The sequence below is a fragment of the Paludisphaera mucosa genome (genome assembly GCF_029589435.1).
Classification (GTDB): domain Bacteria; phylum Planctomycetota; class Planctomycetia; order Isosphaerales; family Isosphaeraceae; genus Paludisphaera; species Paludisphaera mucosa.
The window spans coordinates 1,782,815-1,800,161 of the sequence record NZ_JARRAG010000002.1 but is presented as its reverse complement, the minus strand read 5'-3'; the positions used below and the strand labels follow the sequence as shown (position 1 = coordinate 1,800,161).

Sequence of the window (17,347 nt, the reverse complement as noted above, 5' to 3'; positions counted from 1 at the left end):
CCTCCGAACCGGACTTGCAACTTATCGCTGCATCCGGCTCTCCAGTGTCAAGACAGAGCGGGGCCGTCATATCGTCCTGAGTGGATGGCCCCATGACACGTGACGCAGACCGCGATGGTCTTTCGTCTCAGCCCGATCATGACTTCCTTCCACCGAGCGATCCTCCGCCTGCCTCCCTTTTTCAGGTCGGCGAGTCTCTTGATGTGGTGGACCTGGATCGGAACCCCGGTCGCACCGCATACCTGGCACTCCCGGGCGGCGATCCGCTGGATGAGGTCGGTCGACTTGGCGAAGACCATCCCCATCCCAAAGTCCTCGGCGGTCGCGAACTCGCGTCGCCGGAGCGATAGGCCCCCGAATTGTGCGATGAGGGGCGGTTTCCCGTCCCTCGGGAAGAGCATCCGAAAGGCGTTCACGTGGCCGTGCTCGGTCGGGACCTTCACCTTGTGCTTGCGCCAGAGTGAGGCCGCGGAACAACGATGTTTACCCGCGAGGGTGTGCACGAGCGAAGTCTCGAGCACCCATCGAAGCCGGTCCAACCGCTTCGAGGCGTTGTGTGCCATGGCGTAGTAGTTGACCAGCCCCCGGAATACGCCCTGGTAGCGCGTGACGATCTGGTAATCGCTCGCGTGGAGCAGGTTCGTCTTCTGGGTCGGTCGCCCGTCCGCCATGTACGCCTTGCAGCGCGATTCGATCGCGTCCTTGGGGACGTACAGCCCGATCAGCCCGTTGACGCTCCGCCTCAATCCGCCGCCTTTCGACGGGCTGACCTTGGTGTCGGAGCGCATCGAGCGGAGTTCATAGCCGAGGAACCGGGCCTTTTCCGTGGTCGCGTGCGTGATCAAGGTCTTCTCCTCCGAGAGCGAGAGCCTCAGCCTCTCGGTGAGGAAGCCCCGGATTTGAGCCTTGATCTCATCGGCTTCCACTTTCGGCCCGGCGAACCCCAGCAGGAAGTCATCGGCGTACCGGACGTAGTGCAGGCGCCGGAAGTTCGGGTCGCGAGGGTCCCTCGACGGGTGCCTCCTCCGTTCCTTCACCAGGCCGAGATACTCCTCGGCCGTCAACGTGGAGCGGTGGTGGTTGATCATGTTGTTCAACCGTTGCCATTCTTCGTTGACCCGATGCTTGCTCCCCCGGTTGTACCGTGGGAGCAGGGTGGTCTCGACGAACTTGTCGAGTGCGTCGAGGTAGATATTGGCGAGGACGGGTGAGGCGATCCCCCCCTGCGGCGTGCCGCTGAGGGTCTCGCCGTAACGCCAATCCTCCAGATATCCGGCCTCAAGCATCGTCCGCACAAGCTTGATGAACCTGTCGTCGTGGATCTTCTCGGTCAGCATCGAGAGCAGGACCTGATGGTCGATGCCGTCGAAGCACTTCGAGATGTCGCCCTCGATGAACCACTTGACTCCTCGCCAACGGTCCACGATCTCCTTGAGGGCGTGATGGCAGCCGAGTCCGCTTCGGAAGCCGAAGCTGAAAGGGCTGAACTGCGGCTCGTAGTAAGCCTCCAGGATGAACTTGATCACCTGCTGGACCAGTTTGTCCGACCAGGTGGGTATCCCCAGGGGACGCGTCTTGCCGTCCTTCTTGGGAATGTGGATGCGCCGGACGGGCTTCCAGATCCAATCACCGTCCCGCAGGAGCTGGCTGATCGTTTGGACCTTCTCCAGGCTCATCCCGTCGACGGTCTCGCCGTCGACCCCTCGGGTCAGGGCACCATCATTCTTCCCGATCTTGGCGTACGCCTCGATCAGGAGGTCTTCACGGCTGAGGTGTCGGTACACCCGCTCCAGACAGAGCTCCCGTCGTCCTCGGTCCGAGAGGACTTCGATCAACTTATGGATCGACTGCATTCGCAGCACTCCTAATCGAGGTTGATCTCCGGTCCTCCCAACACCTGCCCCCCTTCGTCGTGTCCCGGGCGTTACCCCGGGCGTTTGGCTACTATGGGGGCTCCGTCGCCATGGGGCTCGCGCCCTTTAGGCGATCCCGTATTCCGGTTGATCCGACGTGTCGAGCAAGGGATCAGGACCCCGTTTCGAACCCTTCAGGTCTCTCGTTGAGACCCTTTCACCGCCGGTGGACCTTCCCCCGATAAAAGCTTCAAATCGGGGATCGGCGATGCATCCCAACCGATAGACAGCGTAGGTTGGTGAGGCGCCAGACTCATGGGTTCTCCGGGTTCAAGCAGGCACAGCCTTGTCCACTCCTTGCAGGGCTCGCGGCGCGGGGTCTTCGCTGACTGCCGACCCCCGCCTACTTTCCGGGAATGCTATGTTCAGGTCACCCCTTTCGGGGATCGCCTAGCCCGGTGCCCTCCGGGGGGATTGTCCACACCCCGGGAGTCTGAGACTCAATCGAGATCAACCGTAAAACGGCGCACACCTCTCGGCCCGACCGAACTCCGGCGGCAGCTTCGAGACGTCGTTGCAGGTGCCGACGAAGAAGACGTCCGACATATGATCGGACAGCCACGTCAGCAGCGAGCCGAAGAGCCGCGAGCCTACGCCCGAGTCCCCGTGGGAGCCCGAGGCCGCGCCGCCGAGGGCCTTCTCGACCTCGTCGCAAAACAAGATGCAGGGCGCCATCGCGTCGGCGATCCGCAGGGCCTGGCGGACGTTCCGCTCGGTCTCGCCGACGAGCGAGCCGAGCAGCGCCCCGACGTCGAGCGCGAGCGTGGGCCGGCCCGTCTCGGCGCCCAGCGCCTTCGCGAACTGCGACTTGCCCGTCCCCGGCACGCCCAGCAAGAGGATCCCGCGGGCGCGGACGCCGGCCTCGCGGCCCGGCCGAAGGGCCTTCGTGCAGAACGCCTTGAGGGCCCCGAGGCCGCCCAGCTCGGCGAACGTCCCGCCGCCGCGGTGCAGCGTGAGCAGGCCGCTCTTCTTGAGCATGCCCGACTTCAGCTCCCAGAGCGGCCCGGCCGCGACCCGGCCGTGGCGCACGAGCGAGAGGCTGACCGCCCCCTCGGCTTCGAACCGCGTCAGCCCGGCGGCGGCGTCCAGGACCCGGCCCAATTCGTCGCCCTCGGGCATCTCGCCCGGCTCGGAGGCGATCGAGCGGGCGATCGCCTCGATCTGGCCGCGGCCCGGCAGGTCGTGCTCGATCACGACGAGTTGCGTCTCCAGCTCGACCGGGACCTGCACGACCGGCGACAGCACGACCACGAAGGTCCGGGCCTGCTTGCCGGAGTGGATTCGCGAGTCCAGCGCCTGGACGACCTCGGGGCTCGCGAGGAATCGGTGGAAGTTGACCAGCACCAGCAGCGCCGCGCCGTCGGGCGAGGCCATGGCGTCCAGCGACCGGACCGCCGCCAGCGGGTCGGCGGCGTCGACGCCGGAGGCGGCCGCGCCGGCGAGGGCCCGCAGCCCGCCGTCGACGTCCCAGGCGGCGAGCGACCAGCCCTCGGAGCGGCAGAGGGCGGCGATCTCGGCCAGGGCGTCCTGGTGCTCGGCCGACCGGATCCACAGGCCGGTGAAGCAGGCGCGCACGTGCTCCGCGAGGCGCTCGGCGAGCGTCATCGGATGCTCCTCGTTGGTGAAGGGGAAGTGGGGTGGAGAGGTGTGAAGGGCGGAGTCAGTTGGACTGCTCGAGCCGCGGGGCGGCCTGCAGGCCCTGGTGGAACTCGGCCGTGAGCGTCTCGGCCGTCCTGAGGCCCAGGGCCTCCTCCACGAACCGGCTCGCCTCGCGGCACGCCGACCGGGCGAAGCCCGACGTCCGCACCGTCGCCCCGCCCCTGGGGTCGACGACGATCTCGATGGTCTTGCTCATGACGCACCCCCGACGCTGATGGTCAGCTTGATCGAGCCGTCGGCCAGCGCATGCTCGACGACCGAGCAGCCTCGCTTCCTCGCCTCGATCTTGGCCTTCTCCACCGCGTACGCCTGGGCCAGGCGGTGGAGGTGCTCGGGCGCCCCCCACGCCCCGTCGAAGTTGTCGTAGCGGACCCGGCCGGCGGCCGCGTCGACCACCACCGGATAGACCCAGCCGGGCAGCCGGACCAGCAGACCTGCGGCCTCGCCGGAGTAGAGCTTGGCGACGCCCTGCACCGGCTCGGGCAGGCCGAGCCGCCGGCAGGCGGCCGCGACCGCCGCCGGGTCGAGCAGCTGGGTCATGATCGTCACGATATGGCTCACAAGTTTTTCCTCTCGAAGTCAGTGGAGCAAGACGCCGGATCGGCTCGCCCAGAGGGCGAGGGCTAGGAGCTTCGACATGCGTCTATGACGCGATATCCGCGGGAATTAAGCAGACGAGGCCGGCCGACGCCCGGTCCGCCGCGAGACGCCGCTCGCCCCCCTCGGACGCTCGGGAGGGGGCGAGGTCCGCGAGGCTTTTGAAGGTTATGCAGGTCCCCGGCCTTGACGTATCCGCCTCCTGCGTGGCGTGCGGTTCGTCGGTGGCGGGGAGAAAGCTCCGTGCGGACTATGGACCCCGAGGCCGGGGCGAGCGCTGAGGGTGGAGCACGCTCCTATCAAGGAAGACCCGGAGGGCCGGCCTCCCGTGCCCTGGTCCCGCCGCGGCCGAGAAGGTGTCGGCGTGGGGGTCGTGGCACTCGTCCCCGGGTTGTCGATCTGGCAATTCGAGGGGCCGGCGGCCGGGTCGACCACCCTCAAAACCCCCATAAGGCCACCAACGAGGCCTCCCCGGTATAGATTCGGCGATCCAGTCCGCCTCGCCGCAAGCGAACGATCATCGAACATGGGCGACCACGAGAACCGCAGGGCCCTCGGCCGCCCCCCATTCAGCGGTAGACTGGCTGGTTCTGCCGAACGAAGCGGGCGGTCGCCAAGGATCCGGCGAGCTACCGGAAGTTCCCAACTGGCAGATGCGCGGAGCGGCATGACCGGACGACAGTAAGGCCACGCACCTAGACGGCCTGGGCTCCGCCCGGCTCGACTGACCTGCACTCACGAGCCCCATGAGGAACGAGGCGCAACAGGCCCAACTCCACCGGGTCCTCCCCCTCTACGAAAGAACCGCAGGCATGGAATTGGCCAGGTCGGTCCACGCTCCCCGTCCCGAGTGAAACCTCGGTCGACCACACGAATGGCACTTAGATTTTCACAAACGGTTCCCCCGCCGCAGGATAGGAAGCCACGGGCATTCTGGCTCTGATGAGGGCGTACAACCCTCACCGGCTCGGAGCCAGATTGATGTTCAACTACGCGCAGGGACGTCTTCGGCATCAGATCGACCTCCTCCGCCAACAGTTCGTCCAGGAAGGCGGACTCCCCTTCGCCGACGTCCTATCCGCCAGCGGCCTCGAGGAGGCCCTCCGTGAGATCGAGGCGACCTGGAATGACCGCATCTACGCCCCGTTGGTAACCCTCTGGGTGTTCATCGGACAGGTGCTCAACGCCGACCAGTCCTGCCGCGCCGCCGTCGCGCGGCTGATCGCCCACCGGGTCTCACAGGGGCTCGAGCCGTGCAGCTCCGAGACGGGGGCGTATTGCCAGGCGCGGAAGCGCCTGCCCGAGCGGTTCTTCGCCGCCGTGGCCCGCCTCGTGGGGCGGAACCTGGACGCGCGAGTCGACCCGCAGTGGCTTTGGAAGGGCCGCCGCGTCTGCCTGTTCGACGGCTCGACGGTCTCCATGCCCGACACCCCGGAGAACCGCCGGGAATACCCTCTGGCCTACAACCAAGTGCCCGGGACGAGCTTCGCCCCCGCCCGGATCGGGGCGATCATCTCGCTGTCCTGCGGCGCGATCCTCGACCTGGGCGTCTGCCGCTACGCCGGCAAGGGCCAGGGCGAGGTCAGCCTGCTGCGCCAGCTGTGGGACGTGCTCCGCCCCGGCGACGTGCTGCTGGGCGACCGCCTGATGTCGGGCTGGGTCGGAATGTACCTGCTCAAGCAACGCGGGGTCGACACCGTCAGCCGCCTGTCGGCGCACCGCCGGGCCGACTTCCGCAAGGGGACCCGCCTGGGCAAGGACGATCACGTGGTCGTGTGGAAGAAGCCGTCGTCGATCCGCTCGGTGGACCGGGCGACGTACAACGCGCTGCCCGAGGCGATCACCGTCCGCGAGGTTCGCTTCCGCGTAGTGCAGCCCGGGTTCCGGACGCGGTCGGTCGTCGTCGTGACGACCATCCTGGACCCCGGGCTGGCGAGTGCGGAGGAGCTGGCTTCGCTCTACCGGGCCAGGTGGAACAACGAGTTGGATTTGCGTTCGATCAAAATCACCTTGCAGATGGATGTTTTGCGGTGCAAGACGCCGGAGCTGGTGCGCAAGGAGATCTGGGCCCACGTCCTGGCGTACAACCTGATCCGCACGGTGATGGCCCAGGCGGCGACCATCGAAAATGTGGAACCTCGCTCGATCAGCTTCAAAGCGGCGCTCCAGATCCTCGAAGCGTTCCGGCCGCTGATCGCCTACCGGGCGCACTGCGGCGCGGACGACCAAGAGGAACTCTACGAGCAACTGCTCGGGGCCATCGCCGTGCATCGCGTGGCCGACCGGCCCGACCGGTTCGAGCCCCGCATGACCAGGAAGGGGCCGAGAGGGTATGAGGAATTGAAGCGGCCGCGAAGGGAGATCAAACTCCATATGCTCAAACGAGCTAGCAAAATCTAAGTGCCATTCGTCTGGCGGACCGAAGCGCTGCTGGCTTCAAGCCGTGGCGACCGAGCTGCCGCTGGGGGCACCGCGCGCCGGCTTTTCGGACCAGTGCCAGTGCACCCGCCGCTTCAAGCGGCCGGTCGGAGTCAAGCGACTCGGTGTTGCGGATCCGGGATCAGATTCTGCCGTGGTGGCGAGATGCATCGGAGCGAGGCGAGAGTCAATCCGAGCCCGAGCATGACGAGGCTGAGGAACTTGAGCCCGTCCTGGATGCCGCGGGCCACGCTCTCGGTCTTGGCGAAGGCAGCGAGGGTCGTGCCGATCAGTGCGGCCTGATCGGGGCCGGCGAGGCCGCGCCGGCGGTACTCGTCCGCCAGGCGGGCCTGGGCCTCGCGGACCACGACGCGATCTCCGCGGAGGTTCAGTCGCTGGGAGTCGAGGGCGCGATCGGACCAGGCGCTGATGGTCGTGCTGGTCGCGACCGGGATGATGAGCAACATGGTGATGATGCAGACGATCGCCAGGCCCCCGGCGTAAAGGGCGTCCTTCGGTTCCAGGCTCTCGACCTCGTCGGTGAGGAAGACGGGGGGGAGCAGGCCGAGGAACAGGCCCCAGAAAGCCAGGATGGTGGCGATGTGCCCCTTCGGAGTGAAATTGTCGATCGACGATAGGCACCAGACGCAGCCCGCGCTCCCCAGCACGCCCGCGAGCAGCCAGATGTGCCGCATATTGCGGCGATGGAAGTAGGTCGTCAGCAAGGTCGAGGCGGCCATCATGAGCGACGCGGGGGCGAGGACCCAGCCGGCGACCTCGCGTGGGTAGTCGCGCAGCTCGGTCATGTACTTCGACAGGACGGCGAGCACGGCGGAGATGTTCAGAAGGAGCAGTCCCCGCACGCCCATCGCCAATACGTAGGTCCTCACGCGGAGGATTCGGCGGAGGTGCTCATCCGCCGAGAGTCCCGAGCCGACCCAGGCCACCGTGGCGATCGGGAGAAGGAGGCACAAGGTCGCCGTCACTGCGAACTCGTTGGAGGTCCAGCCGCCCCACTTTCGGTACCAGCCGAAGGCGAACAGTAGGCAGGAGACCCACGCCGCGAAGAGGGTCACGCCGACCCAGTCGATTCGAAGCGACCTCGGCACCGCCGCCCGATCGGGCCGGATGAAGCGCAGGACCATTGGGATGGCGAGCGCGGCGATCGGCACGTTGATCCAGAAGATCCAGCGCCAGGAGAGCCAGTCGTTGACGTAGGCCGTCACCAACGGCGTCACGTTCCGGGTCGAGTAGGCACCCACGCCGTAGAACCCCACGGCCACGAGCAGCGCGCGGTCGAATTGGTGGTAGAGGATGCTCCGGCAGAGGACGATCGTGACGCCCTTGCCGATCCCCTCGACGACCTTCGCGCCCGACATCGTGGCGACGTCGATCGCGGAGCCGCAGAGCAAGTTGCCGAGGGCGAACAGGACCAGGCCGACGCAGAGGCTCAGGCGCTGGCCGAACCGGGCCATGCCCCACATCCCCAGGAAGATCCCGTAGAGGGTCGCGAGGGCCCATGCGAGGTTCGTCCAGATCATCTGGTAGGAGTCGGCCTCGATCCCCTTGCGGATGACGTCGGCCGTGACGTCGGTGAGGACGATCGTCTGATAGACGGTCGCCAGGATCGGGACGACGGCCAGGGCGGCAAAGACTCGCTGCCGTTCGACGGACACCGTCGTGGTAGGTTCCCGGGCGACGACCTGGCTCATCTCGACCCTCGTTCGGAAGGTACAGGGTCTGTGCCTGCCAGATTGAAGCGGGACTCGGCCTCGGCCAGGCGGCGAGCCTCTTTCGCGGCCCAGTCGGGATCGCCGGGCCCGTGCGCGATGACGACCTGCGCCGACAATCCCGCGCGGAGCTGGGGCCAGCGGTCGTCACGCTCGATCGCGATCCGGACGGCCACCCTCTGGACCACCTTCGTGAACTCGCCGGAGACCACGTTCCGCGGCATCAGCGCGAACTGGGCGCCCGTGGACTTGTTGACCCAGACGACCCGTCCGCGAAACGGCCGGGAGAACGCGTCGAGCTCGATCGCGACCGGATTCCCCGGCGCGACCCCCGGCAGGCGGGTCTCTTCGAGGTTCGCCTCCACGTAGAGGAGGTCGGGGTTGTACAGGCTCAGGACCGCCACCCCCGCCGAGGCGAAGTCGCCGAGATGGCGGTAGCGCTTCACGATCACGCCGGGAAATGGGGCGCGGACCCGGGTGTATTCGAGGTCGTGCTCGGCCGCTCGCAACGAAGTCCGGGCTTCCTCGACCGTCTGCTGCTTGACCTTGACCAGGAGCTCGACCTCGTGGATCTGCTCGAAGCCGATCTCCGCCAGCTCGATGCCCTTCTCCGCCTTATTCCGCGAGGCCTGTGCCGCCTCGAGGGCACGCCGGGCGACGTCGACCTGGGTGCGCGAGGCGAGGGCCTTGGCCAGGCGGGCCTGGGCCAGGTCGACCTGCGCCTGCGCGGCGTCGTGGGCCCGTGTCACCTCCTGGGCCCGCCTCTGCGTCGAGGCCTCCTGTTGATAGAGCCGGGTGAATCGGCCGTATTCCTCCTGGGATAGCGTCAGGTCGGCCCGCGCCGCCTTGAGGCCGGCCCGGGCCTCGTCGATGCCCGTATCGACCTCGTCCCTGGTATACCCGAGCGACGACTCGGCACGGGCGCGGTCGGCGTCGGCCGAGGTGACCGTTCGCCGGGCGATCTCCACCTGGATGGGCACTTCCTTGCGGACCCGCTCCAGGTCGGCCCGCTGCCGCGCGAGCTCGGCCTCGGCCGCGTCAACCCTGCTCCGGGCCAAATCGACCCGGTCGCGGTAGGGGACCGCGTCGACCTCCGCCAGGACCTGCCCCTTCTCGACCCGGTCGTCCTCCTCGACGAGCAAGCGGACGATCCGCCCCGAGACCAGCTCCGGGGCGACGTTCACGATGTGGGCCTCGACGAAGGCATCGTCGGTGATCGAGTGCCTGCCTCGGTACTGGATCCAGCCGGCGAGAAACCAGATTCCCACGCCCGCGACGGCGAGTATGAGGGCAAAAAGCACGATCCGCCGCAGCAGACCGGCGATGGTTCCATTCGGAGGCGGTCCCTGAGCGGGCCGGGTCTCCGGCGATGGGGGAGTGGCTGGCGGGGCTGCGGGCGGCGGTGATGAGCTCACGATGCGACTCCGCGCGGATATTACCCGGAAGGCGGGTGTTCGTGGGCCGCGGTCGCCGGGGTCCGACCGTCGCCCATCGCATACTCCAGCCGGGCGATCGCCGACAGGTAGTTGTACACGGCATTGAGGTAGCTCTGCTCGGCACGGGTCAATGAGGCCTGGGCGTCGGTGATCTCGGTCGGCGTGGCGTCCCCCTCCAGGGAGCGCGAGCGCACGAGGCGGAAGTTCTCGCGGGCCTGCTCCACCGCCGGGCGCGCGTCCTCGATCCCGAGCCGGGCGGTGACCATGCGCCGGTACGCCTCGTTGACCTGAAACGCGATGTTGTCGACGATCGACTCGGCCTGGGCCATCGCCTCCCGTACGCGCGAATCGGCCACGCGTGCCTCGGCGATTCTCCGCCCTCCCTCGAACAAGGTCCAGTCGAGACGGATGAAGCCGACGGCCAAATCCGCGTACCCGGTGGGGCTGGACTGTTGGAAGTTGAGCAGGGTCCCGTCGGCGATGACCTTGGGAGCGAAGTCCGCCCGCGCCACGCGGGTCCCTTCCCGGGCGATCTCGACCGCACGCCGAGCGACGTGGAATTCCCGGCGTTCCCGGACGGCGGTCTGGAGGCAATCGGCCAGGGACCGGTCGAACGACGGGATCGCGGGGGGCTCGACGACGCCGACCGGCTGGTTGCACTTCAGGCCGATCACCAGGTCCAGCTCCGCCAGGGCCACGTACTCTGACTCGACGGCGGCATGGAGTTGCTGCCGGGTCTCGGCCCGCAGGACCTCGGCCCGCAGGACCGTCTCACGCTCCACGACCCCTTCGCCAAGCAGCTTGCGGGCGTCGGCCAGTTGCATCTCGGCGCGTCGGGCGGCGTCCTCGAAGGTCCGCCGCAGGGCCTTCGCCCGCAGTACGCCGTAGTAGGCGACGGAGACCTCGTTCGACACGGTCTGGAAGGCACGATCGGTCTGGAGCTGGGCGACGTCCACCGCGAGCTTCGCCTGCTCGTACCGGCCCAGCCGGCGGCCGAAGTCCAGGAGCAGCCACTGGACCTTCAGCTCCGCGAGCTCGTATCCCGACTTGATGTTCAGGCCGACGGGCACGGCGCCGGTGAAGGGGATGAAGTTGAAGTTCTGGGTCCCCCCCCCGACCCCGATGGGCTCGCCGCCGACGCCGAGCGTGAACCCGCCGACATCGTAGTTGCCGGCGACGGTGGGGAGGAACATCGAGAAGGCGACCCCGCCCCGGCCCCGGGCCTGGGCGATGCTCTCCAACTGGGCGCGCAGGCGTGGCTGGAGGCGGAACGCGAGCCCGATCGCCTCGGGGAGCGTGAGCGGCTGGCCAGCCGGTTCCTCCGACGCATCCGTCGCAGTGGGCGCCGAGCCGGCCGCCTCGTTCGGCCGGGGCGCGGCGGTCGGGGCCGCCTCCAGCGCCGGGGGAAGGGTCTGGTCGAGACCCTCGGGGCGATCGGCGACCGCCGGACGGACTATCGCGTCGGCCGGGATCGTTTGGTCCAGGACCGGGAATACGCGTGCTTCGAGCGAACTGCGGACGTCCGCGCGCGGCCGGATGCAGCCCCCGGTCAGCAGCGGGACCAGGATGCAAAGGACTCGGCAACGGCGATCGGCCCCGAAACACGCCATCCGTCGACGACCTCCGGACAGGGTATGATCCCCAGTGTTACAGGAATGCTCTGTTCTGTTTTCGGCCCTGCCGGTCCTGAGGATCAGGAAAAATCTACCGGCCGCCGCGAGGACCTCGACGCACCGGATTGGATCGAATTCTCATGATGGCTTTCCTCCTCGTCGTCTTGGTCGTCCTGCCGGCCTCGATGCTGGTCCAGTCGATGGCCATCGCCTTGACGGTCCGGTTCGTGGCGTGGCTCCACAGGATCGGCTATGCCGGCCGGAGCTTCCTGCGGAACGTCAGCGTCACGACCGGGGTCATACTGATCCTCATGACGGCCCTCCTGACGCAGGTCGCCCTCTGGGCCGTCGCCTTCGTGATCTGCGGCGCCCTCCCGGACTTCGCGACGGCCTTCTACCACTCGGCCGTGAACTTCACGACCCTCGGCTACGGCGATATCGTGATGGCGCCCGATTGGCGGTTGCTCGGCCCGCTCGAGGCCGCGAACGGCGTCCTGATGTTCGGCGTGTCGGCCTCCGCCATGTTCGCCGTGACGAGTCGGCTGATCGAATTGCGGCTCAAGGGGCAGCAGGGTGATGCAGCCCCTTGAGCGAGAGAAACGGCCACGGCCTCCATGACAAGCATCTTGCAAACCGGCTAATACGGTCCCTCGGTTCTGGCACGCAGGGGGTGGCGCGTCGGCTACTCGATCACGGGGTCCTGGAGAAGCTCCGCTCGGCGGCGATCTTCCAGGTCCTGGACTCGTCCACGCGGAGGACCACGGCCGGGCACTGGATCGGGCCGGCGTCCGTCTACTCAACACCCATCAGGCAACGAGGGCCTAGGCATGGGGTTCCGCGCGTCGCATCTCTGTGGTACCTCGAGCGGCGGCGGCTAGCCGGCCAACCCCCCGGCTCTTGTGCTTCAACGCCTCCTGGTCGGTCAGCACGCTCAGGCGGCTCAAGCCGCCCCCGCTACCGATGGCGTCGAGCGCCGCAGCATGCAGGTCCGCCGCGCCGCCGCCAGCCTCCGCCATGGAACTGCTTCTCGGCGGGGCGGCCGGGTTGATGGTGAGGCCGATGTCGCCGCCGACCTGCGGGGCGGCGGCGACGGCCGCGCCACCCGCCCGCGGGAGGAGTCCGTAGACGTCAACCTCGAATTGCGTCCCGAGGTAGACGTGCCCGTTGGCGATCGTCGGCGTGCTGAACTTGATCCCACCGCCGGCCGTGTCGCGCGGACCGGCCTGGTTGCTGGCGTACAGCGGCGTCGACAGGTCGTTCGCATCGTAGGCCCGGAGGATCGCCGGGCTGCCCGTGGCGAAGCCATCCACCTGCAGGTCCCAGACGATCCCGTTGCTCGTACCGTCGGCCGAAACGCTCGGCACCTCCCCGGGGAAGCCGGAGACCGACGTGCCCTGGCTGACCGGGGTCTCGTCCAGCAGCATCGTGTTCGTCGCCGGGTCGAGCTTGAGGGCGAAGGCCTTGAGCACATCGCCCACGCCATGGATATAGACCTTGCCGTCGAAGTAGACCGGTGAGCTATAGATCAGGCCGTGGGGGTTGGCCGTGAACTCCTGGAGGACGTTGTCCGGGCCGCCGGGGTTGAACCCGCCCATATTGTCGATGTCGATCAGGCGGATCGTCCCCGACTTGTCGGCCGTGACCGCCAGGTTCGGATGCGCCGTTCCCGGGAAGGCGGGCAGCAGCGTCATGCCGGTCGAGCTCGTGTCGGTGTCGTGGATGTCCCGGTTCTTGAAGTCGAACGGGGTGAAGGAGTCGACGACGGTCATTGTCCCGGGGGTCGGGCTGAGCCGGAGGCTCGACTCGCCGAAGTCCGGGCCGGGCCGGTGGCCGGTGTCGTTCTGGATGATGAAGGTCAGGCCATCGCCGATCGGGCCCGAGCCCGGATGCTGGATCTGGAAGGTGAACGTGGTCGAGAAGTCCCGGATGTTCACGCGCGTGTTGGCGAAGAGGTTGCCCGCCTGCTGGCCATCATCGGTGGTCAGGTCGGCCGCGGAGCCGTTGAACGTCGTGATCCCGGTGGCCGTCAGGTCGCCGTTGCTGGCGAAGCCGCCGGAGTGGTCGATGAGGGTCTGGCCACCGCTGGAGTACGTCCAGCTGGTGATCGCGTTCGTCGCCGTCCGGCCGTCGGTGCCGGCGCCGAAGCCGACGAAGGCGGTGTCGCCGCCGACGCTGTTGGGGAGGTCCACGTTCGCGTAGTCGCGGCTGAAGGAGGCGCCGGTGGTCTGATCGGTGATCGTCTCGGTGAGCGTGGCGCCGTGATACGAGAGGGTCGCCTGGTAGGTGTGCGGTCCGTTGGGGTCCTCGGCCCCCGCCGTGAAGTTGATGCCCGTCCCGGCCAGCGGCTGGTTGACGTCGGGCGCGAGCGGATGGTCGGTGGGGGTGTCGCCGTTGAAGAACAGGCCCGTCGAGCCGACGCCGGTGCTCGGTATGGAGGCGGCGAAGCTGACGGCCGCGCTCTGGTGGATCCCGCTGGAACCGAGGCCGAAGCCGGACTCGCCCTGCGCGGCCGGGCCGGGCGGGGTCGTCGTGGTGAAGGCGTCGAACGTACCGTTGCCGTCCCCAAGGATCAGGTCGCCGTTGGACGCAACCGTGGGGGCCGCTCCTGACTGCCAGATCCCCCCGAAGTCGCCATTCGGCGTGGTGTTGAAGATGGTGACCAACTTAAGGGTCTTCGCGTCGTAGCCGATGAGCCAGCCGTGGTACGGGTCGATATCGCCATCCGATGCAGAGCCCGTGAAGACGACGCCGTCGGGATGCCCCGGCACGTTCATGTCGAGCACCAGGCCCATCCGGGGGAGCTGCCGCAGCGCGTTGAACTTGACCACCCCGTCGGCCGATCCGGCGCCGGTGCCGGGGACGGAGATCTGGGTGTCGTTGGTGAAGCTGCCGTCGGGGTGGAGCGTGGTGTCGCCGATCGTGACCGGGCCGCCGTCCTTCTCCTTGCCGGTGATGAGGTCCAGGGCGTGGAACTGCTGCACGTAGTGCGGCCCGCCCGCGTCGGTCGGTTGCTCCTTCACCTGGCTGACGACGTAGATCGTCCCCGTAGCCCTGTCGATGACGGGCGTGGCCGTGATGCCGTAGGTCGGCCCGACGCCGTTATTCTCGACGTCCTGGGAGGGGACGGTCGTGACGCCGTTCGCCGGGTCGATGAAGCTGTCCTGCCAGAGGACGCCGTTGTGCCTCGGGCCCGCGGTCGGGTCGTCGGCGTCGAGGGCATAGACGCTGTCATTCTCTGTGGCCACGATCAGGACGTTGTGGAGTTGGCCGTCGCTCATACGCACCTGGCCGACCTCCAGGGGCTGGGCATAGACCTGGCCGTCGACCTTGTAGCTGAAGAGCTTCCCGAAGCTCGACGCGTTGACGTTCTGCGGCGTCAGCGTCGTCTCGTTCAGGTTGGCCCCGGTCCCGGAAGTATCGTTGTGATACGTGAGGACGTCCGCACCTCCGGCCGCCGGCGCAACCGGCGCCAGCGAACCGAACAGGCCGTGCTGCTCGTGGTCGAGGCCGGCGGTGAAGTACACCGAGTTGGCGTCGCCGCCGCTGCCGCCGTTGCCGACCTGGAGCGCCCACAGCCCGTCGACCCGGATCGGCTTGCCGTCGGCGCCGATCAGGCTGCCCAGGGCCGCGCCGGTCGTGGGGTCGAAGGCATTGATCATGCCGTCGCCGAAATTGCCCACCAGCAGGTCGCCGCCGAGGGCCCCGAAGCTCGACGGCGCCAGCGTCAGGCCCCACGGCGAGTCGAGCGGGCCCCGTGAAACCAGGCGCGCCCTCCCGCCAGGCAGGCCGGGCGTCCCGTTCAGGTTGAACACGTCGACGAAGCCGTTGCCGTTTCCGGCCACGTCGTCGTGCTTCTTGGCGTCCTGCTTGGCGTAGGTGACATAGACCTTGCCGCCCAGGACCTGCACGTTGAACGGGGCGTAGCCCTTGGGGAGGTTCGGGTCGGCGAACGCACGACCATTCAGTTTGACGGACTTGAAGTTGGTATCGTAGACCTCGACCTTGCCGGAGCGGAAGTTGGCGGCGTAGAGCACCGTCGCCGAGTTGCGGTCGGACGCGAAGATCGGGGTCGCGCTGCTGGCGGTGGCCAGGCCCTTGTAGACCGCCCCGGTCTGCCTGGCGGGATTGGACTTCTTGAAATTGTTCCCGGAGTTGTCCACGGCGATGATACCGTTCGTGCCGGCCTTCGCCGGGACGAAACCCTTGGGATTGACGGCGGGGTTCCAGCCGACGAGGGTGCCGTCCTCGGTGGCGAACAGGAAGGCCGCGGAGGCGGTGATCGGCTTTCCGTTCTTGTCGACCCCCTTGACCTTGAACCCCCCCGTCGCGCCCCCGTCGAGGTTGAAGACGGTCCCGGTGGGAGTCCCGGTGGCGCCGAGCGGGGCGCCGGGCGTCGGGATGTTCACCACCAGCGGGTTGATCGAGACCGGCGTGTCGTCGGCGCCTGGGGCATTGTAGAGCGTGGAGACGCCGGCGTTGTTGTCCGAGATCCAGAACGGGCTGGCGCTGCTTTCCGAGATGCCCCACGGGTTGACCAGGTTGGGGTCCAGGACCTGGGCGACGCCCGGCAGGTCCGACACCAGGTTCGTCTGAAGCACGACTGCGGAGAGCAGACTACGCTCTTCCATCGCCTCAATCACGAGCCGGTACCCGGGAGGTTTCCGCGCGGGCATCCCCTTGCGGCGGTCGCTACGAACCGACTTCGACGCGGAACTGAGAACTCTCATGTCAAAACTCCTGGTTGATTAAAGAACCGTTGATGCCAGTCGTGGGGTTGGATGGGGGGCACGCCGAGACCGGGAATCCTATCGTCGAAACTTGATGCGATCGTCTCTGGTGACGATTGTGGACCTGGGGCGTCCGTGGCGTTGAGCCGCGCAATGGCGCAAGCTGCACCGATTCCGCCTCGGGGGGAGTACGGCTTTCACCATCGCGCCCGGCCTGCTGAGCAGAGCCGTGCCCTCATCCGGCTCGGACTCAGGCAAGGAGGGCACTTCGCGGGACGTACATCGCGTGGACTGTGGGTCGCCACGCCGGACACTCTTCGTGATATCGGTGAGATTCGGCATCCGAGCCGACTCGAGGCCCGCACCCAAGGACGAAATCGCGATGCCGCATCCTTGGTTTCAGCGACTGACGTCTGGGCCTCGCCGTGGGACCTGGTGCGATCCCACTCGAATGGCTCGCACAGCCCCTCCCCGGTCAACGACCCGGCGAGAGTGGCTGGTGTACGGACGGTGGGTCGCACACCTCGAGAGGGTCCGCGCGATCGACCGTCACCGTCCGGCCGTCCCGGCCGAGCTTCCATTCGACATACCGGACGACCAGCCCGACCGTGAAGAGATCGGCGACGGAGCCGAGGCGTCGGTCGCGCTCGAGGTCGTCGAGGTCGGCGTAAGGCATCCGCGACCGCAACTCGACCATGCCCAGGTCGGTGACCCTTCCCTCCTGGAAGAGATCGGCCCGTCCCCCGAGGATCGAATCGGGGAACAGCTCGCCCTGGAGGATCTTGATCCCGAACCCGCGCTCCAGGCGGAAGACGATGTCGAGGAAGTCGATCGACTCCGCACCCAGCTGGCCCTGCAGGGTGGCCGACGGGATGACGTCGGCTTCGTCCACCCCCAGGGATGCCGCGAGGATGCTCCCCACCTTCGCATGAATGTCTCGGCATAATGTCATGATTTTTTCTTCCTCTCTAGGCGGTGCTGAGGCTCAGTGATGATCGCCTCCCGGTCCTGCGAGGTGCCGCAGGGTCGTCGAGAGCCGACGCTGGTGATGCCCCGGGAAAGACGGGACGGGGTCCGTCCACCGTGAGCCCGGCTACTCCTCGAGGCCCGATGGGCAGGACGGGTCCGTTCGCCCGTCGAACGATCCCGGGGGGGGTGATGCGTTTCCGGTTCCGCGAACCGATTTGGATGCCGCCCGGGGAGCCAACGCAAGCGAGATTTCGCGGCGGTTCGGGCTGCAATTATGGGAAGAAT

General features: G+C 67.6%; 11 protein-coding genes. 2 read left to right on the top strand and 9 right to left on the bottom strand.

Going from position 1 to position 17,347, the window contains the following annotated elements; genetic code table 11:
• Positions 1–47: 47 nt before the first annotated feature.
• The 4 genes from PZE19_RS16670 to PZE19_RS16655 form a co-directional block, all read right to left on the bottom strand.
• On the bottom strand, positions 48–1,853 hold the full coding sequence (locus PZE19_RS16670; protein ID WP_277861763.1) for a reverse transcriptase domain-containing protein: 1,806 nt from the start codon (positions 1,851–1,853) through the stop codon (positions 48–50).
• Between the two features lie 510 nt (positions 1,854–2,363).
• Positions 2,364–3,518, bottom strand: coding sequence for a Ycf46 family AAA ATPase (locus PZE19_RS16665; RefSeq protein WP_277861762.1), 1,155 nt, complete (start codon positions 3,516–3,518; stop codon positions 2,364–2,366).
• A 55-nt stretch (positions 3,519–3,573) separates the two neighbouring features.
• A complete protein-coding gene (locus PZE19_RS16660) occupies positions 3,574–3,768 on the bottom strand; it encodes a DUF2997 domain-containing protein (protein WP_277861761.1) in 195 nt (64 codons plus the stop codon).
• Positions 3,765–4,133 (bottom strand): hypothetical protein, encoded by a 369-nt coding sequence (locus PZE19_RS16655; protein ID WP_277861760.1) that lies wholly within the window; start codon positions 4,131–4,133, stop codon positions 3,765–3,767. Before PZE19_RS16655 ends, PZE19_RS16660 begins: the two co-directional genes overlap by 4 nt.
• A 1,017-nt stretch (positions 4,134–5,150) precedes the next feature.
• On the opposite strand from PZE19_RS16655, the gene PZE19_RS16650 reads away from it, so the two are divergent.
• The gene (locus tag PZE19_RS16650; RefSeq protein ID WP_277861759.1) at positions 5,151–6,569 is read left to right on the top strand and encodes an IS4 family transposase; all 1,419 of its coding nucleotides are present in this window, start codon (positions 5,151–5,153) and stop codon (positions 6,567–6,569) included.
• A gap of 131 nt (positions 6,570–6,700) precedes the next feature.
• Here the strand turns inward: PZE19_RS16650 and PZE19_RS16645 are convergent, their stop codons facing one another.
• The 3 genes from PZE19_RS16645 to PZE19_RS16635 form a co-directional block, all read right to left on the bottom strand.
• A complete protein-coding gene (locus PZE19_RS16645; RefSeq protein ID WP_277861758.1) occupies positions 6,701–8,299 on the bottom strand; it encodes an MFS transporter in 1,599 nt (532 codons plus the stop codon).
• On the bottom strand, positions 8,296–9,618 hold the full coding sequence (locus tag PZE19_RS16640) for an HlyD family secretion protein (RefSeq protein WP_277861757.1): 1,323 nt from the start codon (positions 9,616–9,618) through the stop codon (positions 8,296–8,298). Before PZE19_RS16640 ends, PZE19_RS16645 begins: the two co-directional genes overlap by 4 nt.
• A gap of 134 nt (positions 9,619–9,752) precedes the next feature.
• On the bottom strand, positions 9,753–11,363 hold the full coding sequence (locus PZE19_RS16635; RefSeq protein ID WP_277861756.1) for a TolC family protein: 1,611 nt from the start codon (positions 11,361–11,363) through the stop codon (positions 9,753–9,755).
• A gap of 143 nt (positions 11,364–11,506) precedes the next feature.
• On the opposite strand from PZE19_RS16635, the gene PZE19_RS16630 reads away from it, so the two are divergent.
• Positions 11,507–11,956 carry an ion channel gene (locus PZE19_RS16630; protein WP_277861755.1) on the top strand — a complete coding sequence of 150 codons (450 nt, stop codon included), beginning with the start codon at positions 11,507–11,509 and terminating at the stop codon, positions 11,954–11,956.
• A 231-nt stretch (positions 11,957–12,187) separates the two neighbouring features.
• Here the strand turns inward: PZE19_RS16630 and PZE19_RS16625 are convergent, their stop codons facing one another.
• Together PZE19_RS16625 and PZE19_RS16620 are read right to left on the bottom strand one after the other, a co-directional pair.
• Positions 12,188–16,093: a TIGR03118 family protein gene (locus PZE19_RS16625; protein ID WP_277861754.1), complete on the bottom strand. Its 3,906-nt coding sequence runs from the start codon at positions 16,091–16,093 to the stop codon at positions 12,188–12,190.
• 475 nt (positions 16,094–16,568) lie between these two features.
• A complete protein-coding gene (locus PZE19_RS16620; protein WP_277861753.1) occupies positions 16,569–17,045 on the bottom strand; it encodes a phosphopantetheine-binding protein in 477 nt (158 codons plus the stop codon).
• Between the last annotated feature and the right edge of the window lie 302 nt (positions 17,046–17,347).

What these genes read in the sequence shown, in the direction of transcription:
- PZE19_RS16670 (WP_277861763.1), bottom strand. Translation starts at nt 1,853, where the DNA reads ATGCAGTCGATCCATAAGTTGATCGAAGTCCTCTCGGACCGAGGACGA.
- PZE19_RS16665 (WP_277861762.1), bottom strand. Translation starts at nt 3,518, where the DNA reads ATGACGCTCGCCGAGCGCCTCGCGGAGCACGTGCGCGCCTGCTTCACC.
- PZE19_RS16660 (WP_277861761.1), bottom strand. Translation starts at nt 3,768, where the DNA reads ATGAGCAAGACCATCGAGATCGTCGTCGACCCCAGGGGCGGGGCGACG.
- PZE19_RS16650 (WP_277861759.1), top strand. Translation starts at nt 5,151, where the DNA reads ATGTTCAACTACGCGCAGGGACGTCTTCGGCATCAGATCGACCTCCTC.
- PZE19_RS16645 (WP_277861758.1), bottom strand. Translation starts at nt 8,299, where the DNA reads ATGAGCCAGGTCGTCGCCCGGGAACCTACCACGACGGTGTCCGTCGAA.
- PZE19_RS16635 (WP_277861756.1), bottom strand. Translation starts at nt 11,363, where the DNA reads ATGGCGTGTTTCGGGGCCGATCGCCGTTGCCGAGTCCTTTGCATCCTG.
- PZE19_RS16630 (WP_277861755.1), top strand. Translation starts at nt 11,507, where the DNA reads ATGATGGCTTTCCTCCTCGTCGTCTTGGTCGTCCTGCCGGCCTCGATG.
- PZE19_RS16625 (WP_277861754.1), bottom strand. Translation starts at nt 16,093, where the DNA reads ATGAGAGTTCTCAGTTCCGCGTCGAAGTCGGTTCGTAGCGACCGCCGC.
- PZE19_RS16620 (WP_277861753.1), bottom strand. Translation starts at nt 17,045, where the DNA reads ATGACATTATGCCGAGACATTCATGCGAAGGTGGGGAGCATCCTCGCG.